Raw genomic sequence first — 22,693 nt, 5'->3', positions numbered from 1 at the left:
GCGAAATTTTACAGGTTCTCCTGTAAAAACGCCTGAATCGCCTGTGCCGCGGTTTCCTCGTCCGCACCGCTCACTTCCACAGTCAGCGTATCGCCTTTTTTGGCAACCAAGCCCATCACTGCGAAGATGCGTTTCGCATCGCCAGATTTGCCGTCTTTTTTCAGCGTGACCGCCGACTGGAACTTTCCGGCCTCCTTCACAAGCAGTCCAGCGGGACGCGCGTGGATGCCTTCAGGATCGGTGATGGTATAGGTGAATGTTTTCATGATACGTCTCTCCTTTTCTATCTTTTGCTGATTTGATCTTACCACGATTATCCCTGTGCGGGAAGCGGTTTTTTCAGTACCGCCAGCAGCAGGCACCCTATGGCCGCGCCGATGGCCAGTGAAAGCAGGTACATCGGCCAGTTCTCCACAACCGCGAAAACGAAAATACCGCCGTGCGGCGCGGGCAGCGCGCAGCCGAAAAGCATGGAAAGTCCGCCAGCCACAGCTGAACCAGCCGCACAGGCCGGGATGACCCGCAGCGGGTCGGAAGCCGCGAACGGGATCGCGCCTTCGGTGATGAACGAAAGGCCCATGATATAGTTTGTCAGGCCTGACTGGCGTTCCTTCCTGGTGAATCGGCTTTTGAAAAAGGTGGTGCAGAGCGCGATGGCGATCGGCGGGACCATGCCGCCGATCATGACCGCCGCCATAACCGGGGAGGTGACCGAGTTGCCCGCCGCGTCCAGCAGCGACGCGGTGCCAAAGACGTAGGCGGCTTTGTTGAACGGGCCGCCCATATCAACCGCCATCATCCCGGCGAGCACCGCGCCCAGCAATAGCCCACTGGCCTGCCCCATATTTTCAAGCGAATTGCTCATCCAAAGGTTAAGCGCCGAAACCGGCGGATTGATGAGGTAGGTGCAGATTGCACCCATGATGAGGATGCCGAACACCGGGTAAAGCAGGATCGGCTTGAGTCCTTCCATGCTCGCCGGCAGCTTATCGAACAGCCTGCGCATACCGGCGATGAGATAGCCCGCGATAAAGCCCGCGAGCAGCGCACCCAGAAATCCCGATCCGCCCGCGACAGCGATCGCGCCGCCGACAAAGCCAACCGCCAGCGCTGGGCGGTCTCCGATGCTCAGTGCGATAAAGCCTGCGAGGATCGGCAGCATGAAGTTAAAAGCGGTACCGCCGACCGTTTTGAGGAAAGCCGCAAGCGGAGAATTCATGCCGAAATTGTTCGGGTCACCGTTCGGGGCGAGGATGCTGTCGAAAAGAAACGCCAGCGCGATCAGGATGCCGCCGCCGATGACGAACGGCAGCATGTGGGAAACGCCGTTCATCAGATGTTTATAGATCTGGCGGCCAAAGCTCTCCTGTTCGCCGCCGTATGCGGAAGCCTCGTTCTTCTCGTCGGTGTGGTAGGGCGGGACCCTGCCGCTGGTCGCTTCCTCAAGCAGTTCACGCGCCTTGTTGATGCCGTTGGCGACTTTGGTGACAATGACTGGGCGGCCATTAAAACGCGCCATCGGCACGTTTTTGTCCGCCGCGACGATAATACATTCACAGGAGGCGATCTCCCCATCGGTCAGCACATTCTTTGCGCCGCCCGATCCATCCGTTTCGACCTTGATTGAGATTCCCATCTCCTGCGCGGTCTTTTCAAGGCTCTCCGCCGCCATGTAGGTGTGGGCAATGCCGGTCGGGCAGGCGGTCACCGCGAGCACGCGGTAGCTTCCCGCCGGTTTGGGGGATTCTTCTTTCGGCTCGTCGAACTTTTCGGCTTCCGCCGCGTCGATAAGCGAAAGGAATTCCCGCACCGATTTCGCATGGATCAGATTTTTACGGAAATCGTCGTCCATCAGCAGGACTGAAAGCCTTCCGAGCACGTCGAGATGGATATTCTCCTCGGTGTCCGGTGCCGCGATCAAAAAGATGAGGTAAGCGGGCTCGCCGTCGAGCGAATCGTAATCCACCCCATTCGGCAGCACCATTGCAGCAAGGCCCGGCGTCTTTACCGCCCCGGTCTTGGCATGCGGGATGGCCACGCCTTCCCCGATTCCGGTTGTGCCCTCCTCCTCACGTCGGAAAACTGCTTTTTTATAGGTTTCCAAGTCGCTGACGCAGCCGGTTTTTCCCATCAGCGCAACCATCTGTTCCACAGCTTCCTGTTTATTGGCGGCTTTGCCGCAAAGTTCGATGCCGTTTTCCCTGAGCAGATCTGTGATCCTCATAGCTTCCGTTCCTCCTTAGAACCCGTTATCCAACAGCTTTCGTATCTCTTCGCCCGTGGCCAGCCATTCGGAAAAGGCCGAAGCGCTCCCCGCGGCAAGTCCCAGTTTAAATGCCTTTTCATAGTCGCCGGCGCGCAGGTAGCCGGCCAAAAACCCCGCCACCATCGAGTCGCCTGCGCCAACCGCGCCGCGCACCTCGCCTTTGGGCGCGGCGCTTTTATGAACCCTGCCGGTTTCATCCAGCAGAACCGCGCCGCCGCCGCCCATCGAGACGAGCACATTGCGCGCGCCGCGCGCCTGCAGCTTTTCTGCGTATACAGCGACCACGTCCGCATCCGAGATCTGTACGCCGAACAGCTCGCCCAGTTCATGATGATTCGGCTTAATAAGAAACGGCCGGTATTCCAGCACGTTCTGCAAAAGCTTCCCGGTTGCGTCCACCACCGCGAGAATCTGCCGCCCGGAAAGTCGCGCCAGGATCTTCTGGTAGATATCTTCCGGCAGTGTGTTCGGAATACTTCCCGCCAGCACGAGGATGTCTCCGCGGCGCATGACATCGAGCTTTTCCATCAGCGCATCGATCGCTTCCGGCAAAATGCGGGGCCCCTGGCCATTGATGTCGGTCTCCTGGTCGGATTCGAGTTTCACATTGATGCGAGAAGCACCGTCCGGCAACTGGATAAAATCGGTCTTGCAACCACAGGATCGAAGCATTTCGTCGATCTTCTGCCCGGTGAAGCCCGCTTTAAACCCCAGCGTCCGGCTCTCAATGCCAAGATGAGAAAGGACGATCGAAACGTTGACGCCTTTTCCGCCGGGGTAAAGCGCTTCATGCTCGGCGCGGTTGACCAGCCCAAGGCGGAGCTGTGGAACCCGCACAAAGTAATCGAGCGATGGATTGAAGGTGATCGTATAAATCATTCGGCATCCACCTCCCGGATATTCGTATATTTTCTATAGCGTTCATCCTGCAGCCGGGTTGTGATAACCGTCGCGCAGGAAAAAGGCGCAAAGGTGACCGGGGAAATGCGGTTGAACTTAGATGGATCGGAAAGGACGTACCGCTGCTTGCAGCGCTGTATCGCCTTTTCCTTTACGAGCGCCTCGTTCGTGTCCGGCGTGCTGAAGCCGTTTTGCAGATGGACTCCATTTGTGCCAAAAAAACCTTTGGTGAAATTGTAACGTTCGAGTTCCCGCAGCGTTTGCCCTCCAACCACCGCGTCGGTCGAAGCTTTGAGCTCTCCGCAGAGCATGAATGTTGTGCAGCCCTTCTGCGCGAGCTTTTTGGCGTGGGAAAGGCCGTCGGTAACGAAAACGATATCCTTTTCGGTTATGAAATCGATCATCAGCCCGGTGGTGGTGCCCGCATCAAAGAAAACAAAATCTCCCTTTTGTAAAAGTGACGCCGCATAGCGCGCTATGCGGATTTTTTCTTCGCGGTTCTGATCCGCACGGGTTTCCACCGTGTCGTCGCGGGTATTATAGAGCGCGTCGGGCGCGGTCGCACCGCCAAACACCTTGACCAGCAGGCCACGTTCATCAAGTAGGTTGAGATCCCGCCGGATGGTGGATTCGGAGGTATCGAGAAGCTTTGTGAGCTCCTGCACGCTCACGGTGCGTTTCTGCGCAACCAGTTCCAGTATCTGGGCGAAGCGTTCCTCTGCCAGCATGCACATCACATTCCCTTCTTTTCTGTGACTTCAGAATACACCCAAAATCAATCAAAATCAATCACATTCAATCAATCGTGCGCCAAATTTTTTAGGTAATATTTGTGCATTTCATCTTACATATTTATGCCCATATGATTCACAGATAATATTTTGGCTGGATTTGACCGAATTACAAAAAGCAAGAGGGGAAGGTCCGCCGCTGGGCGGACCTTCCCCTTTTCCCGTAAACCGGTCGTTTTAGTATGGCCGGCAGAATTTTTATTTATTCGTCATCCGAGATACGTACCATTCGATAGCCGATCCCAACATGCGTCTGGATATATTTGGGCTCAGACGGCACCGGTTCGATCTTTTTGCGCAGGGTTGCCATAAACACCCGCAGTGACGGTGTATCGGTGGGCAGAGCGTTGTTCCAGACCTCCTTGAGGATGTAGTTGTGGGTGAGGACCTTGCCCGCGTTCTTCGCCAACAGGCAGATGAGCCTGTATTCAATCGGCGTGAGGTGAATCTCCTCGCCGTTCAGATAGACGCAGCCCGCTGCGTAATCGATTTTGAGCCCGCCGTTTACAAAGGTACTGGCTTCCTCGTTCGTCTTGGAGCTGTCAAAGCGCACCCGGCGCAACGCGACCCGCAGCCGTGCGAGCAGCTCGTCCACCGAAAACGGCTTGGTGAGATAGTCGTCCGCGCCCGCGTCGAGCGCGTCGACTTTATCGCGGTCCTCGCTGCGCGCGCTCACCACAATGATCGGTACATTGCTCCAGCCGCGCACCTTTTTGATGATTTCCACCCCATCCATATCGGGAAGCCCCAGATCCAGGATGATGACATCCGGATGGTAGGAAACCGCGTCAAGGACGGCCGCCTGGCCGGTGTGGGCGGTATGGTACTGGTATTCCTGTGTTTCGAGAGTGGTGGAAATCAGATTGCTGACCGCACGGTCATCCTCCACCACCAAAATTTGTGGTTTATTCAATTGGATTCACCTCCGCAGATTGTAGCGTGAAATAGAAAATCGTGCCTTTGGGGTTATTGTCCCGCACACCGATTTCCCCGCCATGCGACTGTACGATTGATTTACAGAGCGAAAGCCCCAGTCCGAGCCCGCGCCGGCCATCCGCGCGGCGGTCTCCAGCCGTATAGAACATATCAAACAGCTTCCCCTTCGCATCGTCCGCAATCCCGGGACCGTCGTCCGCAATCTCCACCATTGCCATTTTTCCCATGCGTTTGGCCCGCAGTACGATGCGGGAACCGGACGGGGTATATTTGATGGCGTTGTCCACGATGTTGATGATCACCTGGATAATGAGCCGCGCATCCATCTGGGCCATGAGCATATCATCTTTCAGATCGACGGTAATCTCATGTTCGCCCGCCTTCCGGCCAAGATGCCGGAGCGCCTCGCGGAACACCTCGTCCAGCAGTTCCGGAGCCATATGGATGCTCATGGAACCGTTTTCGATCCGAGTGACCGAAAGCAGGTTCTCCACCAGGTTGATGAGCCACATTGAATCGTCGTAAATATCGGTGTAAAGCGCCATCTTTTTGTCCTCATCCAGGATCGCGGAATTCCCCATCAGGATGCCTGCGTTTCCGGAAATACTCGTCAGCGGGGTGCGCAGGTCATGAGAAATTGCCCGCAGCAGGTTGGCCCGCAGCTGTTCCTGCTGCGCCTGCATCTGTGCCTTTCGTTTTTCCGCGCCAAGCGCAACCTTTTCCAGCGCGAGCCCGCATTCGCCCAGCATGGCGATCAGCAGGTTTTCCTCGAACGAATCGATCCCCTGCTCCCCGACTGCAATCCCCGCCACTGCGAAGACCTCCTTTTGCCCGCGCACCGCCATATAAAGGCATTTTGCGCTCGGCAGGGTATTGGTGGTTGCGCCCGCGTGCTTGTTGTTTTTCAGCACCCACTGGGCGACCCCGCGTTCTTCTTCGGTAAGGCAGGGCCTGATGTCCGTTTCGTCGGTGAGCGGATAGCATAGCGCGGGCATCAGGTTTCCGTCTTGCACCGGATAAAAAAAGACCGAACAGCCGAGCAGCTTCACCATCTGCCGGGCGGTCCCTGTAAGGATATCGTCCGCGGATTCCGCCTGCTGCAGTTTCTGACTCGTCTGTAAAAGCACCTCTGTCCGGTAGGCTTTGCGCGCGGCCTGCCGCGCCTGGTTTTTTACCCGCATGGTGAGGGTGCTTGTCACGAGGGAGGACGCAAACATAACTAGGAAGGTCACAGGATAGCTTGCGTCATAGGCGCGCAGGGTAAAATATGGATCTGTGAAGAAATAATTGAACGCCAGCACGCTGACAAAGGATACCAGCGCCCCGTAAATCCAGCCGTCTGTAATGACCGATGCGAACAGCACTCCCAGGATGTAAACGGTGATGATATTTGCTTCGCTGAAGCCGGCTGCATAAAACAATCCGCTGACAATCGTTGACAGCGCCACCATACCGATTGCTTTGGCAAGGTCTGTCCACGAAAATTGAAATTGCCGGCTGAGCCATCTGCGCCGCGCCGCATAATAGGGCTGCGCATCCGGGATGATGTAGATATCGAGATTCGGCGCAAGAGCAGTCAAGCGGTCAATCAGGTTGCTTCCGCTCAGAAAAAGCCGTTTCTTGTTGTTTGACCGCCCGATAATGATCTTTGAGACACCGCTTGCCTTCGCATATTCCGCGATCTGACCCGGCACGTCATCCCCATAGACAGTTGCGATGCGCGCGCCGAGATCCTCTGCCAGTTTCAGGTTCGCGCGCAGCCTGCGGCGGTTTTCCCCACTCAGTTCAGGGGTGCCCGGCGTCTCCACAAACAGCGCTGTAAAGCTGCTGTGGAACGCCTCCGCCATGCGCGCCGCAGTGCGAATCACCTTTGCATTGGAGGGCGCGCTCGAAAGGCAGATGAGGATATGCTCTCCCGCAGCAGGCGCTCCTCTGCCGCCGTCCGGAGTCATGGCCGCCCGGTTGAGCCGGTCGGCGGTGCGGCGCAGAGCAATTTCCCGCAGCGCCACAAGGTTCTCACGCGAAAAGAAATTGGTCAGAGCTTTGCGCGCCTGCTGTTCCCGATAAATTTTCCCCTGTTCGAGCCGGACGATCAGATCGTCCGGCTCGATGTCCACCAGCTCCACCTGGGTTGCCGAATCGAACACCCAGTCGGGAACCCGTTCACCGACAACCACGCCGGTAATCGAGGAAACGATATCGTTGAGGCTTTCAATGTGTTGGACGTTTACCGTCGTATAAACGTCGATCCCCGCGCGCAGAAGCTCCTCGATATCCTGATAACGTTTGCGGTGGCGGCAGCCTTCCGCGTTGGTATGCGCGAGCTCGTCGACCAGGATGAGCTGCGGATGCCGCTTGAGCGCGCCATCCAGATCAAATTCCCGCAGGGCGATCCCTTTATACCGCACCTGTAGCGTCGGCAGAGTTTCAAGCCCATGAAGCAGTTCCATTGTTTCCGGCCGGGAATGCGGCTCGATATAGCCCGCTACCACGTCAATCCCAGCCTCTTTCGCACGTTGTGCCGCTTCCAGCATCGCATAAGTTTTGCCCACGCCCGCCGCATAGCCGAAAAAGACCTTCATTCTGCCCGCCGTCTTGCCCGATTCGGATTCGGATTTCAGTTCCTGCAGCAGCAAATCCGGATCCGGCCGGTACCTATCTGCCTCCATTGCCTCACCTCCCGTTGCTATTCTTCTCCCATTTACAACCATTATGCCGTCGAAAAGCACCGCTTTCTTTCGGCGGCACAACCGCGAAACGGCGTAACGTCGGCAAAGCTGGTGCCGTTGTGCTGCCGGCGTAATGAATGTGCCCCCGCACGGGAGGCAAGCGGCCCGCGCCGCATTCTGTCGCGTTTATTGTACCACAAGCGATGTGATAAAGCTGTTTTGATTCGTCCATTTATGCAAAGATTCTGTTAAGATTCCCGAACTGTTCAAAACCCGCTAGTCGTATTCTTTGCATAACCTTAACAGTCGGGCCGACATCTTAACCGGGCGTTTACGCGCCCTACGCTATACTGGAGATGTTAAGACGGAATAAAATCGCCTGGATTTTCCTGTCTTATCCCACAAAAACGGGCCGCCAAAACGGCCCGCCAAGTTTTATTATAGGTACGGGGGAATTCCATGTCAAAAATCCTCGGCGGGCTGACCCCGGCTAAGGTCATCCTCGGCGGTTTCCTGCTTCTGATTCTGAGCGGGACATTGCTGCTGATGCTGCCATTTGCGACCAGGAGCGGTGAATCCGTCCCATTCCTTGACGCGCTTTTTACAGCTACTTCCGCCACCTGTGTGACCGGGCTTGTGCTGCACGATACTTATACCTTCTGGTCGGAGTTCGGACAGCTGGTGATCCTGCTGCTCATCCAAACCGGCGGTATGGGAGTTGTCACCGTCGCGGTCGCTGTGGCAATGTTTACTGGCAAAAAAATAGGCCTGCGTCAGCGGCTCGTTATGCAGGAATCGATCTCCGCGCCGCAGATGGGCGGGATTGTCCGGCTCACCAGCTTCATACTGAAGGCGACCTTCCTTTTTGAAGGGATTGGGGCCTTCTTCCTCGCCTTGCGCTTCTGTCCGGAATTTGGCCTTCTGCGCGGACTGTGGTTCGCTGTGTTCCATTCCATTTCCGCCTTCTGCAACGCGGGATTCGATTTGATGGGCATCCGTGAGCCGTTCTCCTCCCTCACGCGTTATGTGGGCGATCCGCTTGTAAACCTTCCGGTGATGCTGCTCATCGTCACCGGGGGCATCGGTTTTTTTGTCTGGGACGACCTGCGGCACAACAAGCTGAATATCCACCACTACCGGCTGCAAACCAAATTGGTGCTCTCCGGCACTGGGCTGCTCATTCTGCTGCCTGCGGCCTTTTTCTTTTTCTATGAATTCCAGCAGCCTGGCTGGAGCGGGATGAGCATTGGGGAAAGGCTGCTTGCCTCGCTCTTCCAATCGGTCACGCCGCGTACCGCCGGATTCAACACAGTGGATCTCACACAGCTGCAAAGCCCCGGTATCCTGCTGATCATCTCATTGATGGTCATCGGCGGTTCCCCGGGTTCCACGGCGGGCGGCATCAAAACGACCACCTTTGCCATGCTGATCCTCTGCGTGGGCTCCACCTTCCGAAAAAAGGACTGCATCCAGTGCTTTTCCCGGCGTATTCCGCCAGAGGCTTTGCGAAACGCGGTCACCATCCTGATGCTGTATCTGACGCTTTTTCTCTGCGGCGGCAATCTCATCAGCTGCGTCGAAGGCCTGCCCCTTTCCGCTGCTCTGTTTGAAGCCGCTTCCGCCATTGGCACGGTGGGGCTTTCCCTGGGTATCACCGGGGAGCTCGGTGTGGTTTCCCGGATCACGCTCATCACACTGATGTATTTTGGCCGTGTCGGCGGGCTCACCATGCTCTATGCGCTGGCGGACGGGCATCTGCGTCCGCCAGCACAGCTACCGCTCGAAAAGGTCACTGTCGGCTAACGGCGGGTGTCCCTGTAAATTGATTACGGAGGGGGTTCCATTATGAAATCAATCCTGCTCATCGGGCTGGGACGCTTCGGCCGCCATATGGCCGAAAAACTCCATGAACTGCGCCATCAGGTCCTGGCCGTCGATCTTGATGAAAACCGAGTCAACGAGGTCCTGCCCTTTGTCACCAACGCCCAGATTGGGGACAGCACCAACGAGGCGTTCGTTTCATCTCTGGGCGTACGCAACTTCGACCTTTGTATCGTGGCTATCGGTGACAATTTTCAAAGTTCGCTTGAAACGGCCGCGCTGCTCAAAGATCTCGGCGCCAGATATGTCCTTGCACGCGCCAACCGCGAGGTACACGCAAAGTTCCTGCTGCGCAACGGCGCCGACAGCGTCGTCTATCCGGAGCAGGAGATGGCCGTGCGTACCGCGGTCAAGTACAGTTCAGACAACATCTTCGATTACATCGAGCTCACACCCAATCATTCGATTTATGAGATACCGGTGCCGGCCGGCTGGGTCGGCAGGACAATTGTCCAGCTCGCTGTGCGCACTAAATATCACATCAGCATCCTGGCCACCAAATGCCGAAATCAGCTGGAACCGCTCCCCAAGCCGGATCATCTGTTCCAGCCGGATGAAACGCTCATCATCATGGGAGAAAACAAGGACATCCAGCGCTTTCTGCAGTAAACCTTCCGAAAAGCCGCGGTCCGTATGGGCCGCGGCTTTTTCTTTCACTTTTTTGAGGTGTGCTGATCCTCCGGCTTGACCGGAAACAGGATTTTTAAAAACATCTTCTCAGCGGGTGAACCATGGGTAAAATCGAACCGCATCTGACGGCCCTTGCGGCCGGTCACCTCAAACCGTTCGTCCTGTCGGTTGATCACTGTGATCCCAAGCTCCTCAAGCACCGTCTGCAAAGCCAGCTCCCACTCTATGAGCGTGGGATATTCCCCGCAAAGGCCCGCCGAAAACAGCCAGTCGAATTCCATTGTGGACACGCCGTCTTCAAGGAATACTTCCCAAAGTTCCGCTTTCTGTTCCATCGACAGGCAGCTGAGCCTGCCCGCGCCGCCGCTGTTTTCACCCAACGGCAGATAACAGAAATAGGCTCCGTCAACCGCCGTTCCGAGCTGCTGCGCACGGCAGAACTCCTCCATGGTGCGCGGGACGGCAACGTCGTCCTGCCAAAAGCACATCTGGCGCAAGATCTGCGCGAAGCAGGCGCTGTCCCGCGCGTCCTGTGTTTCAATCTTGACGCAGAGCCCCGAGAGCACGTCGAAGTCCTTGCCGGAAACGCAGCTGCGCTCGGCAAGGATTTCCTCTCCCCGGAAACGAATCCGCAGTTCACCGGTTTCCTTCCCGGACGCGGTGCCATAAACGGTCACCGGCCACTGCTGGGAAATCCCGGCAATCACTTCGCCGTAATCAGCGATGAAATCGCCGCAGAGAAAGGTCGCATCGCGGAAAATCAACGTGAGCATCCGATTCCCCGCTGTGTGATAGACCGAAGGTTTCATCGAAAAGGCTCTGCTCAGATCGTAAAGGAATGCCAGCGCCAGCTTTGCGGGCGGGATGCCGGGAGGGAGCCGCCGCTGTCGGGCGGCCCGTTCGCTCCCGGCCAGTCGTTTCTGATAAAGCTTCATCCCATCCATCACAAGATCCCATCCAATGCGAGGTTCACCTTCAATACGTTCACACGCGGTTCACCGAACACTCCCAAAAAGCGGCCTTCGGTATATTTGGCAACGATTGCGCGCACCTCTTCCTCGCTCTTTCCAGTATTAGCGGCAATACGTGCAACCTGGTACTCCGCAGCTGCGGGCGAAATATGCGGGTCAAGCCCACTGCCCGAACAGGTCACAAGGTCCACTGGGACTGCTTTCTCATCCTCGCTGGGATGCGCGGCTTTCAGCTTCTCCACCCGTTTGGCAATCAGCGCCTCATAATCCGCGCTCGCGGGGGTGAGGTTGGTTGCCCAGGAATAGAGCACCGGGTTGCCCTGTTCGTCGGTGAAGGTGCTGGTATCGATCTTCATGACGCGGCCCCACATATGATCCTCGTCTTCGAATTGCTGCCCGAGCAGTTCGGAACCGTACCGTTTTCCGTCAATTTCGATAATGCTGCCGTTGGCCTGGTGCGGGAAGGCCAGCTGTGCGATACCCGTGACGACAGCTGTATAGATACCGCCGCACAGGATGCTCATTACCACAAGGAATACAAACGCTTTTGCCAGGATCGGGCCTGTTTTATTCATAATCATTCTCCTCCATCAATCCAGATTCGGTTCCCACATCCGGTCAAAACGCCCCGGACAGCCATAAATAGGGGACTGCCGCCGCAAAGGTCAGCGCCGCTACCAAAAACAGCACTCCAAGCGGCATCACAATGAGAACCGCTTCATACCGCAGGACGGGATGCACATAGAGAAACCGCACCGCCGCGCGCCACAGATCAATCCAGACCGTCTTTTTTACGGACGCTTTCAGGCTGTATGAGTTGGCCAACATTTGGGTTCACTTCCTTAAAGGAGCCCCAAGGCGACAATGATCATATCGATCAGCTTGATCGCCACAAATGGGGCGATAATCCCACCGAGCCCATAAACCAGCAGGTTGTGTGACAGCAGCTTCCCTGCCGGGACTTCCCGGTAGCGGACCCCTTTGAGCGCCAGCGGGATGAGCGCGATAATGATGAGCGCGTTATAGATGATAGCGGAAAAGATCGCGCTGTCGGCGCTGTGCAGGCCCATGATATTGAGCGCCGCAAGGCCTGGGTAAAGGCCCATAAAAAGCGCCGGGATGATGGCAAAATATTTCGCCACATCGTTCGCAATCGAGAAGGTTGTAAGGCTTCCGCGGGTCATCAGGAGCTGTTTGCCGATGCGCACGATGTCGATCAGCTTGGTCGGCGAGGAATCGAGATCCACCATGTTGCCGGCTTCCTTGGCCGCCTGTGTGCCGCTGTTCATCGCAACCGCCACGTCTGCCTGTGCGAGCGCCGGGGCGTCGTTGGTGCCGTCGCCGGTCATTGCGACCAGATGGCCCTGCGCTTGGAATTCACGGATCAGCCTGAGCTTGCCTTCCGGCGTGGCCTCCGCGAGAAAATCGTCCACGCCCGCTTCCGCAGCGATCGCGGCCGCGGTCAAAGGGTTGTCGCCTGTGATCATGATGGTCTTGATGCCCATTTTGCGTAGATCCGCAAACTTTTCTTTTACGCCGTCCTTGATGATATCCTTGAGGTGAATGACGCCGAGGATACGGTGGTCTTTTGCCACGACAAGCGGGGTGCCGCCCTGCCGGGAAATCCGCTCAACCACCTGTTGACAGGAATCACTGTATTTGCCGCCCGCGTTTTCCACATACGCGCGGATTGCGTCGGCAGCGCCTTTGCGGATCTCGCTGTTTTCGTAGTTCACGCCGCTCATACGGGTTTTCGCGGTAAATGCGACGAACTGCATGTTCTTTTCCCCGATCTTGCGCCCGCGCAGACCAAACTGCTCCTTTGCAAGAACCACAACACTGCGGCCTTCCGGCGTTTCATCTGCGAGCGAGGAAAGCTGCGCGGCATCGGCAAGTTCCGCGACCGGACATCCGTCCACCGGGATAAATTCGCACGCCTGGCGGTTGCCAAGGGTGATGGTTCCGGTCTTATCCAGCATCAGGATATCGACGTCGCCCGCCGCTTCGATCGCGCGGCCGCTCATCGCGAGGACGTTCGCCTGATTGAGGCGGCTCATGCCCGCGATACCGATCGCGGAAAGCAGCGCGCCGATCGTGGTGGGCGCGAGGCAGACGAGCAGTGCGACCAGGGAAGTGATCGAGGTTGGGTTCGCCATACCGGCCTGTTTGGCTGAAAAGTCAGAGTAGGAATAAAGCGACATTGTGACCATCAGGAAAATGATCGAAAAGGCTACCAGCAGGATCTGCAGGGCAATTTCGTTCGGGGTCTTTTTGCGGGCCGCGCCTTCAACCATGGCAATCATCTTGTCAAGAAAGCTTTCGCCCGCCTCGCTGGTGACCCGCACGACCAGCCAATCCGAAAGGACGGTCGTGCCGCCGGTGACCGCGCTGCGGTCGCCGCCCGATTCACGGATGACCGGAGCGGATTCGCCGGTGATGGCGCTCTCATCCACAGAAGCCGCGCCGTCGATGACCTCGCCATCCGCCGGGATCTGTTCCCCGGCGCGGACGATGAACAGGTCGCCTTTTTTCAAGACCGAGGAGGAAACCTCTGTAAAATGTTCCCGGTCGGACGGATCCGAAAGCCGGTGCGCCTGCACGTCACGGCGCGCGGCGCGCAGCGAATCCGCCTGCGCCTTGCCGCGGCCTTCGGCTATCGCCTCCGCGAAATTGGCGAAGAGGACGGTCAGCCAGAGGATGACTGCGATACCGAGCGTGAAGCCGCCGGGCGCGTCCTGGATACCGAAAAGGCTTAGGATATAGAGGATGGTGGTCAGGATCGCGGAGATATAGACCAGCATCATGACCGGGTTTCGCGCCTGTGTCGCGGGCGCGAGCTTTATAAAGGAATCCTTCATCGCGCGGACGACCATTTTGTGATCGCTCAGCGCGGTTTTCTTTTTCTCGTTCATCAAATTCTCACCCTTTCTTTAAGCCAGCATCTGGAAGAACTCGGCAATCGGGCCAAGCGCCAGTGCCGGGAAGAAGCTGAGCGCGCCGATCAGCAAAACAATCATGATCAGCAGGAAAACAAACATCGCGTTGCAGGTGGAAAGCGTACCCGCGCTGACCGCGACCTTTTTCTTTCGAGCCAGGCTGCCTGCAATGGCAAGGGTCGCCACCATCGGCAAAAAGCGTACCAGCAGCATTGCCAGGCCGAGCGCCACGTTGAAGGATGGGGTGTTGCAGTTGAGGCCCGCGAAGGCGGAGCCGTTGTTGCCGCCCGCCGAAGCGAAGGCATAGAGGATCTCCGAAAGGCCGTGCGCGCCGGGATTATTGAGGCTTGCCACCGAGGATGGGAGCAATGTCAGCACACCGCTTCCAATCAGGACCGCGATCGGCGTTGCCAGGCAGACCAGTACCGCCATCTTCATTTCATACGGCTCGATCTTCTTGCCAAGATATTCCGGCGTGCGTCCGACCATCAGGCCGGCGATGAACACCGTCATGATTACGAAGCCGATCATTCCATAAAGTCCGCATCCCACGCCGCCAAAGACCACTTCGCCCAGCATCATCAGGAGCATCGGGATCATGCCGCCAATCGGCGTATAACTGTCATGCATCGAGTTGACCGAACCGTTCGAAGCCGCGGTTGTGAAAGCCGCCCAAGTGACTGAGGTTGGGATGCCGAAACGGGTCTCCTTGCCCTCCATATTGCCGCCGGAATAGCCCTCCGAAGCGGTGATGTCAACCGTACCGCCCTGTGCCATCTGCGGGGTTGCGGCCTGTTCGCTCACCGCGACGACCGCCAGGCTGATGACCAGCATAATGAACATCGCAAGGAAAATCGCATAGCCCTGCCGCTTATCCTTTACACATTTGCCAAAGGTGAAGCAGAATGCCACCGGCAAAACCAACAGAAAGATCATCTCGATCAGATTGGAAAACGGGGTCGGATTTTCAAACGGGTGCGCCGAGTTGGTGCCCTGGAATCCACCGCCGTTGGTGCCCAGCTGCTTGATGGCAATCTGGCTCGCCGCCGGTCCGAGCGGAAGCACCTGTTCAGTCACCTCGGTGCCGTCCTCCAGCGTGATTGGCTCGACGAGGCTTACCGTCTGGTATTCATCAAACGACTGGACAACCCCCTGCGAAACCAGCACAAGGGAAGCCACCAGACAGATCGGGATGAGGATGTACAGGGTGTAGCGGGTAACATCTGCCCAGAAACTTCCAAGCCCGGTTTCTTTTACTTTTGTGAACCCGCGGATCAGCGCGAACATGACCGCGCCGCCGACCGCCGGAGTGACAAAGTTCTGAACAGTCAGGCCCATAAACTGGGAAAAGTAGCTCAGCACCCCCTCCGCCGAATAGGACTGCCAGTTTGTATTGGTCACGAAGCTGACCGCCGTATTGAAGGCGAGGTGCCAGGAGTTGCCCGGCACATGTTCCGGATTGAACGGCAGGATGTTTTGGAACTTGAGGATCAAAAACAAAATCAGAAGTGAAAACCCGCTGAACGCAAGCGCGCTGGCCGCATATTTCTTCCAGGTCATCTGCTCATTCTTGTCGACCCGCAGGATCCGGTAGATCAGGTTTTCGCACGGGGTGAGCACGGGAGATAAAAATACCTTCTCACCGTTCATAATCTTTGCCATGTAGCTGCCCAGCGGAATCGCCGCCAGCACAAGGATCGCGAGATAGAATATGTATTGCAGCGTCGCGTTCATCAGCGGTCATCCCCTTTCATAAGAACATAGGCCAAATAGATCAGCACCAGTACCGAAATAACTCCGATCGCTGCTATCACAATTTGCATGTTTATCCCTCCTTTTTACGAACCAAAGTCTATCATGAATGAAATTAGAGTGCCGTTAAAACCGCCCGGTTCAGATTAAGACGGTATTAAAATTCTCCCGGAGCCAAAATGTCTTTGCAAAGCCTTAATGCCCGCTCTCAAACCTTTAACCCATGCGAACATCTTCGGCTTTATACTATAAACAAAGGAAGTGATCTTATGGAAGCACTTGTATTAATTGGCGGCCTTTTCTATATCATTGCGGTTGGCTTCTGGGTCACACGCCGTTTTTCCCGCTCCCTGCAAAAAGGTTTTTACCAGCAGCGCTGGTCCGCCAATGAGCAGACCCCTCAAATGGGAAAAAAGACACATTTTACGTTTTTTCATCATCTCTTCCTAATAGGAAAGGGCGGTATCTAACCGCCCTTTCTTTTTTACATTCCAGGATTTGATTTTTCGAAATTTATTGACACAGCAGAAGATGGGCGCCAACGGCGGATACTGTTCTTTCGGAGGACCCCGCGCGGCAAATCCTGTGCCGCGCCGGTGAAGCGGTCTGTGTTCCGCTCGTCCTCGCCGCCCGGCGGCCGGGCACGACGGACATCGCGGCCCGCATTCAGGAGGAGCTCAGCCCGCTTTGCAAAGACGCCTCAAGAGGATCACGACATATGGCGTCGGCCCAATAGCTTTCGGATCTTCCCCGGATTAAAAACAGAATCTTCCATACAAAAACCGGCGCGCACCAAATCTGGTACGCGCCGGTTTTTTGATCGGGCTATCGGGTTTTCCCATCCACATTTCTGAGTTTTGGCCAAACGAGCAACAGCATTGTGCCAAAGCACGCCGTTCCGCCAATGAAGTTGGAGACCAGCTCCGCGAGAAATACCCCGTCGGTGCCGAACCAGAGCGGCAGCAGGAAGGTCAGCGGGGTTACGATGATCACCTTGCGGAAAATCGAGAAAAAGACCGCCTGCTTCGATTTGCCCAGCGCCACAAAGACGTTCTGCCCAGCCATCTGCAGGGACATCATGAAGATGCCGAAGAAATAGATATGCATCGCGGGCACCCCCTGCGCAATCAGCTCCGGATCGCTGTTAAAGATATGAATGAACGGTTCCGGAAAAGCCATCAGACAGATCCACACCGCCGTTGTGTATGCGACGCAGACAATCGCTGTAAACTGGATGCCCTTGCGTACCCGCCCGTATTCCTTTGCGCCGTAATTAAACCCGAGAACCGGCTGCGCGCCGCTTCCAATTCCATTCGCGGGCATGATAATAATCTCACGCAGCGAATTGATAACCGTCATGACACCAACGTAAAGGTCTCCTCCGTACCTCTGCAAGGTCGCGTTGCAGACGATCTGCACCGTCGAGTTGGTGATCGCCATGATGAACCCCGATGTTCCAAGCGCGAGAATACGCCGTACAAGCGCTCCCCGAAGCCGGAGCGTTCTTTTCTGCAAGCGGTAGATTGCATCCGGACTCGTGAGAAACCGCATGACCCAGAAAGCGGAGAGAAACTGCGACACCACCGTGGCGAGCGCCGCGCCGCGCACCCCCATCCCAAAAACAAAGATAAAAACCGGATCAAGCAGAATATTGACGATCGCGCCAAGCAGCACGGTCATCATCCCGATGCGGCCAAAGCCCTGAGAATTGATGAAGCTGTTCATTCCAAGCCCCACCATCACAAACAGGCTCCCGCAAAGGTATATCGTAAGGTAAGCGTCCGCATAAGGAAATGTCACATCGCTCGCGCCAAACAGGTAGAGCAGCGGCCGTTTGAAGCAGAGGCAGATTGCCGTGAGCGATACGCCAAATATCAAAAGCAGCGTGAAGGAATTGCCCATGATGCTTTCGGCTTCCTCATGGTCTCCGCGGCCGCGCGCAATCGAGCAGAGCGGCGCGCCGCCCATGCCCACAAGGTTCGCAAAGGCGGTGATGATCGAGATGACCGGAAAGGTCAGTCCCAGCCCAGTCAGGGCCAGTGTCGACGCCTGCGGGATATGGCCGATATACATCCGGTCCACCACATTATAAAGAACATTGATCAGCTGCGCGATCGTCATCGGCAGCGCAAGGCCCATGATATTGCGCCACATACTGCCTTTTGAAAAATCATTTTTCTCCGTCTGTTCCTCGCCTGCCTTTTATTTGGACGCATAACTGTTTCATGAAAAGTGACGCTTATCATATTCGCTGGGCATATAAGTCAAAATTAATACGCCATTCGCCGTCATCTTTTACGATAACATCCTGCCAATGAAAATTATCCTTTTCTATAACTCTAACTTTAAAGAACTGAATCTGTCAAGATATTGCGTGGAATTTTATGTCGTACCCTCGGTCTTTATAAAATCCGGGAAGCAAAAACTTAATATGCAGCTATTTTATTGATTTAATAGGCAAAATCGTTTTATAAGCCCTCATAAGTGTTTTTATAATCCCTTGAAACGGCTTAATTTTCATTTCCAACTCAGTGAAACTTTTTGAAGGGCATGCAGTGGACAAACAATATGGAGTATGATATAGTGCAGATGTCAAAAGCAATGTTATTTTAATAGAAGCGGATGGGATGGGGATATGTATGAAAATAATTAAAGTTGAAAATAGAAATCAAGCACTAATAGAACAGCTTGAAAAAGTCTGGAAAACTTCTGTGAAAGAAACGCATTTATTTTTGTCCGATGAAGAAATAAACAATATCCAAAAATACATTCCGCAAGCATTAATAGGGATTCCTCATTTAATTATTGCATAAAACGAGAACGGCGAGCCAGTTGCATTTATGGGGATAGATGGACAAAAACTTGAAATGCTATTTATTGCCCCCAAAGAACGCGGACGTGGTCTAGGAAAAAAATTACTTGAATACGGCATCAAAGAATACGGGATTAATGAGTTGGGGGTTAATGAACAAAATCCAAAAGCAAAAGGGTTTTATGAACATATGGGCTTTAAAGTTTATAAAAGAACCGAAACAGATGAACAGGGTATGCCATATCCTATTTTGTACATGAGATTATGAGTAAATAACGCAAGTGATAGCAACAGTCAAGGGAGCGAAAGCAAATAATGCTTTCGCTCCCTGTCATTATGGTATTTCTTTGTTGCGCAGTAGAGGCAGTAAAAGCCTTACAGGACACACCTTTCAAAATTCGCTATGGACTGAACATTCTAAAGGTGCAAATAGGCTTGTATTCATGTGGTTTGCGTGAACTTACACCTTTAGTCAATGCTTACTGGTACTATTCTTTCCCTATTCAGCACTGAGCGCCACCTTCAAGGTGCAAAGGCGCGTCGAGAATCTGCTGTTTTCTAGCGAGGATTTCATCCGAAAGCAGTTGGGAGATGAAGTTGTCCGCGCCAAGCCGGTCGATCATGATGCCGAAGCGCTCACCGGTTTTTCCCTGTTCACGGTAGATGAGCAGGGCTTTTTCGATGCAGGACAGGACCTGATCCTTGGAAAAGACGCCTTTGACCGGCGTGCCGGGACGGACCGCCTTGCCCCATTTGCCGCCAACATAAAGCTTGTAACCGGAAGCTTTCTCTTCAATCGTATCAAAGGTGCATTTGTCGATGCACTTACCGCAGTTGTTGCAAAGCGTCTCGTCCAGCACGACCTCACCGTCTTCCATATGGAGCGCATGGATTGGGCAGAGGGAAACCGGCGGGCATTTTTTACAGCTGTTGCACATGTCCGCGTCGAATGCCGGGACCCGCTGACCGACGATGCCGAAATCGTTCAGGTCAGGTTTGATGCAGTTGTTGGGGCAGCCACCAACACCAATTTTAAATTTATGCGGGAGTTTGACGTCGTACCAGCCCTTGTAGAAAATTTCGTGGATCTCCGCGGCCAGCGCCTGGGTATCGCAGAGCCCATGGACGCAGACGGTGCCTTTGCAGGCCACGACCGGACGCACGCGGGAACCGGTGCCGCCGGTGACCAGCCCGTCTCGGGCGATAAATTCGGTGAACGGCTCGATGTCCTCATATGCGAGGCCGGGCAGCTCGATGGTCATGCGGGAGGTATATGTAACCTTGCCGTTACCGAATTTTTCCGCGGCTTCTGCCAGCGTGATCGCCTGAGCTGAGGTGATTACACCGTTGACCGTGATGATCCGCGCGGAGAAATGGACGCCGTCATTGTTGGCGAGAAACCCTCTGCCTTTGACGGCTTTCTTTTCCGCTTCCGTGGGTTTGTACATTCTATTCGCTCCTTTATTCTTCTTCGATTGGATTGAAGGTGATTCCGCCTTCGAGCACCTTCGTGTTGGCATAACCGTACCGTTTCAGACGGTTCTGGGCAAGGTATGCCTGCTTCCCCTTCTTGCAGACGAGCACCATTGGCGTCTGTGGGTCGATGCCCGCAATCGGACCGTTGATGCTGGTGAACGGGATACTGCGGCAGCCGGGAATCGAGGGAGACTCGGTTACATCCACCCAGAGGGTCCCCGCAGGCATCGTTTTGGCTTCGCTGAGGGTCACACCATCCATAAAGCCGTCAAGCTTATTGATGAGCACGTCGACGGCGGTGACAAATGGATGGATTGCGGTAGAAAACGGCGGTGCGTAGCAGAGGTCGAGATTATCGAGTTCGTCGACCTTCGCGCCGAGCGAAATCGCGGTCGCGCCGACGTCCACCACCTTATCAACTTCGCCTGTGCCGAGCGCCTGTACGCCGAGCAGTTTGCGGCTCGTGCGGTCGGCGATCAACCGGATGATGAAACTGTCTGCGCCGGGATAGTAATGGGCTTTGTCATCGGTCACAACGGTGACCGAACAAACGTCGTAGCCTTGTTCTTTCGCGGCCGCGGTATTGAGGCCGGTTTTGGCAGCGTTTACACCCGGCAGCTTAACAATTGCCGTGCCAAGCACGCCGGGATATGCCTTGCCCTTTCCAGAAAGGATTTTGGCCAGCAGGCGGCCTTCCATGTTGGCGGAGGAGCCCATGGGAGACCAGGCGGACTGACCGGTGATACGGCTTTTGACCAGAACGCAGTCGCCTGCTGCAAAGATGTCCGGGTCATTGGTCTGCAGGTGGTCATCCACCAGCAATGCGCCGTTCTTTGCCATTTCCAGGCCGGTGTCCATGAGAAAATCGGTATTCGGGCGGATGCCGAGCGACAGGATAACCGCGTCGGCCTTCATGGCACGGTTTTCGGTGCGGACTTTCTGTACTTTGCCATCGCCTTCGATGGCGACCAGCCGGTCGCCGGTAAAAACCGGGATGCCTTCGTCGCCAAGCTTATTTTCAGCCCATTCCGCGAAATCCTGGTCAAAGCCGGGCATGATCTGATCTGCCATATCGATTACGACAGGCCGCACACCCTGCAATTTGAGGTTTTCGGCAACTTCGAGTCCGATGAAGCCGCCGCCCGCGACAACGGCACGCTTGACGCCCGTGTCGATTGCTTCGCGCAGACGTACTGCATCGTCTGGGGTACGCATGAGAAAGACGCCGGGCAGGTCGACGCCTTCTATCGGGGGACAGACCGAACGCGCGCCCACTGCGATGACCAGTTTATCGTATGGGAAGGCCATGTCCACACCGGTGTAGGTTTCCCGCGCGTGAACAATTTTGGCCTGCCGGTCCACGCCGACCGCTTCGATGCCGCAGCGAACCTCCACGCCGGTCAGGACGGAAAAGCGTTTGGGGGTGTTGACAATCAGCTGGTCGCGCGAAGGAATGACGCCGCCCACATAGTAGGGCAGCCCGCAGCCCGCGTAGGAGATGTCGTCGCTTTTGGTTATGATGGTGACCTTGCAGTTGTCCCCAAGTTCACGTTTGAGCTTGGCGGCGGTCTTGGTGCCGGCGGCGACGCCGCCGATGATCAGGATATTCATACGTTTCATCCTTTCACCTGCCCGGAATATTAACCGGGGCTTTCATAGTTATCATTTTAACACTTGACATAATATATGTAAAATACTAATATTTAAATAAAATCAATAGGTAAATACCTATAAATTAAGGAGGCACACATGACGACACGACATCTGCAGATTTTCGTCAAAGTGGCCGACTGCGGCCGTATGAGCGAAGCTGCGCGCGAAATGTACATCACCCAGCCTTCGGTCAGTCAGGCGATCGCCGAGATCGAACGGGAATACGGTGTGCGGCTGTTCGAGCGGCTGGGAAGGAGCCTCTACCTGACCCGCACCGGCAGCGAACTGCTTGACTACGCGCGGCATTTTCTCTCGCTTTGGGAGGAGATGGACGGTTACCTCAAAAAAGCCGCAGAGCGGATGCACCTGCGCGTTGGCGCAACCGTCACGGTCGGCACCTGTGTGATGAGCCCGATCATCTCCTGGCTGTGCCGGGAATTCCCGGTCGCGCAGCCAGAGGTATTTGTGGCGAACACACATATCATTGAGGAACGGCTCCTGAAAAGCGAACTGGATATCGGGCTGGTGGAGGGCCGGATCACCCAGCCGGATCTGGTCGTCAAACAGGCAATCCAGGACAGAATGGTGCTTGCCTGCGGAAAAAACCATCCGTTTTTTGGCCGTGCTTCGGTGATGCCTTTGGAGCTCGCGCACCAGCCGTTTGTACTGCGCGAGGAAGGGAGCGGTACCCGTGCACAGCTCGAAAATCAGCTGCGCCTGCGGCAAATTCCTTATGAAGTCAAATGGACCTGCTATAACGAGGGCGCGATCAAGAACGCTGTGATGGACGGGCATGGGATTACCGTGCTGTCCGAACGGCTGGTACGGCAGGAGATTTCAGAAGGCAGGCTCTGGGCCTGCGGGATTGAAGGTCTTTCACTCGGCCGCAGTTTCAATTTGGTGTACCACAAGAACAAGTTTTTTTCGGAAGTGCTTTCCTGTTTTGTTTCGGTCTGTGAACGGTTCGGACAGGAGGAACAGAAGCATCCCCACGGACAAACCCCATGAAAAAAAGCCGCC

At 55.4% G+C, this 22,693-nt stretch carries 18 protein-coding genes and 1 pseudogene; 5 read left to right on the top strand and 14 right to left on the bottom strand.

Features of this window, described 5'->3' with window-relative positions:
• Window positions 1-8: 8 nt before the first annotated feature.
• The 6 genes from BN4275_RS12160 to BN4275_RS12135 all read right to left on the bottom strand — a co-directional run bounded on the left by BN4275_RS12160 (window position 9) and on the right by BN4275_RS12135 (window position 7,562).
• On the bottom strand, window positions 9-266 hold the full coding sequence (locus BN4275_RS12160) for an HPr family phosphocarrier protein (RefSeq protein ID WP_066458685.1): 258 nt from the start codon (window positions 264-266) through the stop codon (window positions 9-11).
• A 47-nt stretch (window positions 267-313) separates the two neighbouring features.
• Window positions 314-2,224, bottom strand: a complete 1,911-nt coding sequence (locus BN4275_RS12155) for a PTS fructose transporter subunit IIABC (RefSeq protein ID WP_066458683.1) — start codon at window positions 2,222-2,224, stop codon at window positions 314-316.
• A gap of 15 nt (window positions 2,225-2,239) precedes the next feature.
• Window positions 2,240-3,145, bottom strand: coding sequence for a 1-phosphofructokinase (gene pfkB, locus BN4275_RS12150; RefSeq protein WP_066458681.1), 906 nt, complete (start codon window positions 3,143-3,145; stop codon window positions 2,240-2,242).
• Window positions 3,142-3,900, bottom strand: coding sequence for a DeoR/GlpR family DNA-binding transcription regulator (locus tag BN4275_RS12145; protein WP_341423445.1), 759 nt, complete (start codon window positions 3,898-3,900; stop codon window positions 3,142-3,144). The genes pfkB and BN4275_RS12145 overlap by 4 nt, the downstream gene beginning before the upstream one ends.
• 259 nt (window positions 3,901-4,159) lie before the next feature.
• Window positions 4,160-4,870, bottom strand: coding sequence for a response regulator (locus BN4275_RS12140; RefSeq protein ID WP_066458679.1), 711 nt, complete (start codon window positions 4,868-4,870; stop codon window positions 4,160-4,162).
• Window positions 4,863-7,562 (bottom strand): ATP-binding protein, encoded by a 2,700-nt coding sequence (locus BN4275_RS12135; RefSeq protein WP_066458677.1) that lies wholly within the window; start codon window positions 7,560-7,562, stop codon window positions 4,863-4,865. The genes BN4275_RS12140 and BN4275_RS12135 overlap by 8 nt, the downstream gene beginning before the upstream one ends.
• Before the next feature lie 459 nt (window positions 7,563-8,021).
• Between BN4275_RS12135 and BN4275_RS12130 the strand changes: the two genes are divergently transcribed.
• Window positions 8,022-9,365 carry a TrkH family potassium uptake protein gene (locus BN4275_RS12130; RefSeq protein ID WP_066458675.1) on the top strand — a complete coding sequence of 448 codons (1,344 nt, stop codon included), beginning with the start codon at window positions 8,022-8,024 and terminating at the stop codon, window positions 9,363-9,365.
• A gap of 42 nt (window positions 9,366-9,407) precedes the next feature.
• Entirely contained in the window at window positions 9,408-10,052 is a 645-nt protein-coding gene (locus BN4275_RS12125; protein ID WP_066458673.1) for a potassium channel family protein, read from the top strand.
• 44 nt (window positions 10,053-10,096) lie between these two features.
• Here BN4275_RS12125 and BN4275_RS12120 read toward each other — a convergent pair whose 3' ends face one another.
• Genes BN4275_RS12120 through kdpA form a run of 5 tightly spaced genes read right to left on the bottom strand, consistent with a single transcriptional unit; the run spans window position 10,097 to window position 15,717 of the window.
• On the bottom strand, window positions 10,097-11,020 hold the full coding sequence (locus BN4275_RS12120; protein ID WP_147539238.1) for a hypothetical protein: 924 nt from the start codon (window positions 11,018-11,020) through the stop codon (window positions 10,097-10,099).
• Window positions 11,017-11,619, bottom strand: a complete 603-nt coding sequence (kdpC, locus tag BN4275_RS12115) for a potassium-transporting ATPase subunit KdpC (RefSeq protein ID WP_066458669.1) — start codon at window positions 11,617-11,619, stop codon at window positions 11,017-11,019. Before kdpC ends, BN4275_RS12120 begins: the two co-directional genes overlap by 4 nt.
• A 43-nt stretch (window positions 11,620-11,662) precedes the next feature.
• Window positions 11,663-11,872 (bottom strand): hypothetical protein, encoded by a 210-nt coding sequence (locus BN4275_RS12110; protein ID WP_066458666.1) that lies wholly within the window; start codon window positions 11,870-11,872, stop codon window positions 11,663-11,665.
• Between the two features lie 14 nt (window positions 11,873-11,886).
• Window positions 11,887-13,956: a potassium-transporting ATPase subunit KdpB gene (kdpB, locus tag BN4275_RS12105; protein WP_066458663.1), complete on the bottom strand. Its 2,070-nt coding sequence runs from the start codon at window positions 13,954-13,956 to the stop codon at window positions 11,887-11,889.
• An 18-nt stretch (window positions 13,957-13,974) separates the two neighbouring features.
• Entirely contained in the window at window positions 13,975-15,717 is a 1,743-nt protein-coding gene (gene kdpA / locus BN4275_RS12100) for a potassium-transporting ATPase subunit KdpA (RefSeq protein WP_066458657.1), read from the bottom strand.
• A gap of 284 nt (window positions 15,718-16,001) precedes the next feature.
• Here kdpA and BN4275_RS12095 point away from each other — a divergent pair, with 284 nt between their 5' ends.
• Window positions 16,002-16,202, top strand: coding sequence for a hypothetical protein (locus tag BN4275_RS12095; protein WP_066458650.1), 201 nt, complete (start codon window positions 16,002-16,004; stop codon window positions 16,200-16,202).
• Between the two features lie 355 nt (window positions 16,203-16,557).
• Here BN4275_RS12095 and BN4275_RS12090 read toward each other — a convergent pair whose 3' ends face one another.
• Complete coding sequence (locus BN4275_RS12090) at window positions 16,558-17,871, bottom strand: MATE family efflux transporter (RefSeq protein WP_242863659.1); 1,314 nt, start codon at window positions 17,869-17,871, stop codon at window positions 16,558-16,560.
• Between the two features lie 500 nt (window positions 17,872-18,371).
• On the opposite strand from BN4275_RS12090, the pseudogene BN4275_RS12085 reads away from it, so the two are divergent.
• A pseudogene (locus BN4275_RS12085) lies at window positions 18,372-18,812 on the top strand (GNAT family N-acetyltransferase).
• A 235-nt stretch (window positions 18,813-19,047) separates the two neighbouring features.
• On the opposite strand, the gene BN4275_RS12080 reads toward BN4275_RS12085, so the two are convergent.
• A complete protein-coding gene (locus BN4275_RS12080) occupies window positions 19,048-19,992 on the bottom strand; it encodes a ferredoxin-like domain-containing protein (RefSeq protein ID WP_066458641.1) in 945 nt (314 codons plus the stop codon).
• 13 nt (window positions 19,993-20,005) lie between these two features.
• Window positions 20,006-21,631 carry an FAD-dependent oxidoreductase gene (locus BN4275_RS12075; RefSeq protein ID WP_066458637.1) on the bottom strand — a complete coding sequence of 542 codons (1,626 nt, stop codon included), beginning with the start codon at window positions 21,629-21,631 and terminating at the stop codon, window positions 20,006-20,008.
• 138 nt (window positions 21,632-21,769) lie between these two features.
• Between BN4275_RS12075 and BN4275_RS12070 the strand changes: the two genes are divergently transcribed.
• Window positions 21,770-22,681 carry a LysR family transcriptional regulator gene (locus tag BN4275_RS12070; protein ID WP_066458634.1) on the top strand — a complete coding sequence of 304 codons (912 nt, stop codon included), beginning with the start codon at window positions 21,770-21,772 and terminating at the stop codon, window positions 22,679-22,681.
• The last annotated feature ends 12 nt before the right edge of the window (window positions 22,682-22,693 follow it).

Origin of the sequence: Anaerotruncus rubiinfantis, assembly GCF_900078395.1 — a bacterium.
Taxonomy (GTDB): domain Bacteria; phylum Bacillota; class Clostridia; order Oscillospirales; family Ruminococcaceae; genus Anaerotruncus; species Anaerotruncus rubiinfantis.
Note: the sequence above shows the minus strand (reverse complement) of the source record. Positions and strands in the feature narration are given on the sequence as shown.

What these genes read in the sequence shown, in the direction of transcription:
- BN4275_RS12160 (WP_066458685.1), bottom strand. Translation starts at nt 266, where the DNA reads ATGAAAACATTCACCTATACCATCACCGATCCTGAAGGCATCCACGCG.
- BN4275_RS12155 (WP_066458683.1), bottom strand. Translation starts at nt 2,224, where the DNA reads ATGAGGATCACAGATCTGCTCAGGGAAAACGGCATCGAACTTTGCGGC.
- pfkB (WP_066458681.1), bottom strand. Translation starts at nt 3,145, where the DNA reads ATGATTTATACGATCACCTTCAATCCATCGCTCGATTACTTTGTGCGG.
- BN4275_RS12145 (WP_341423445.1), bottom strand. Translation starts at nt 3,900, where the DNA reads ATGTGCATGCTGGCAGAGGAACGCTTCGCCCAGATACTGGAACTGGTT.
- BN4275_RS12135 (WP_066458677.1), bottom strand. Translation starts at nt 7,562, where the DNA reads ATGGAGGCAGATAGGTACCGGCCGGATCCGGATTTGCTGCTGCAGGAA.
- BN4275_RS12130 (WP_066458675.1), top strand. Translation starts at nt 8,022, where the DNA reads ATGTCAAAAATCCTCGGCGGGCTGACCCCGGCTAAGGTCATCCTCGGC.
- BN4275_RS12125 (WP_066458673.1), top strand. Translation starts at nt 9,408, where the DNA reads ATGAAATCAATCCTGCTCATCGGGCTGGGACGCTTCGGCCGCCATATG.
- kdpC (WP_066458669.1), bottom strand. Translation starts at nt 11,619, where the DNA reads ATGAATAAAACAGGCCCGATCCTGGCAAAAGCGTTTGTATTCCTTGTG.
- BN4275_RS12110 (WP_066458666.1), bottom strand. Translation starts at nt 11,872, where the DNA reads ATGTTGGCCAACTCATACAGCCTGAAAGCGTCCGTAAAAAAGACGGTC.
- kdpB (WP_066458663.1), bottom strand. Translation starts at nt 13,956, where the DNA reads ATGAACGAGAAAAAGAAAACCGCGCTGAGCGATCACAAAATGGTCGTC.
- BN4275_RS12095 (WP_066458650.1), top strand. Translation starts at nt 16,002, where the DNA reads ATGGAAGCACTTGTATTAATTGGCGGCCTTTTCTATATCATTGCGGTT.
- BN4275_RS12090 (WP_242863659.1), bottom strand. Translation starts at nt 17,871, where the DNA reads ATGGGCCTTGCGCTGCCGATGACGATCGCGCAGCTGATCAATGTTCTT.
- BN4275_RS12080 (WP_066458641.1), bottom strand. Translation starts at nt 19,992, where the DNA reads ATGTACAAACCCACGGAAGCGGAAAAGAAAGCCGTCAAAGGCAGAGGG.
- BN4275_RS12075 (WP_066458637.1), bottom strand. Translation starts at nt 21,631, where the DNA reads ATGAATATCCTGATCATCGGCGGCGTCGCCGCCGGCACCAAGACCGCC.
- BN4275_RS12070 (WP_066458634.1), top strand. Translation starts at nt 21,770, where the DNA reads ATGACGACACGACATCTGCAGATTTTCGTCAAAGTGGCCGACTGCGGC.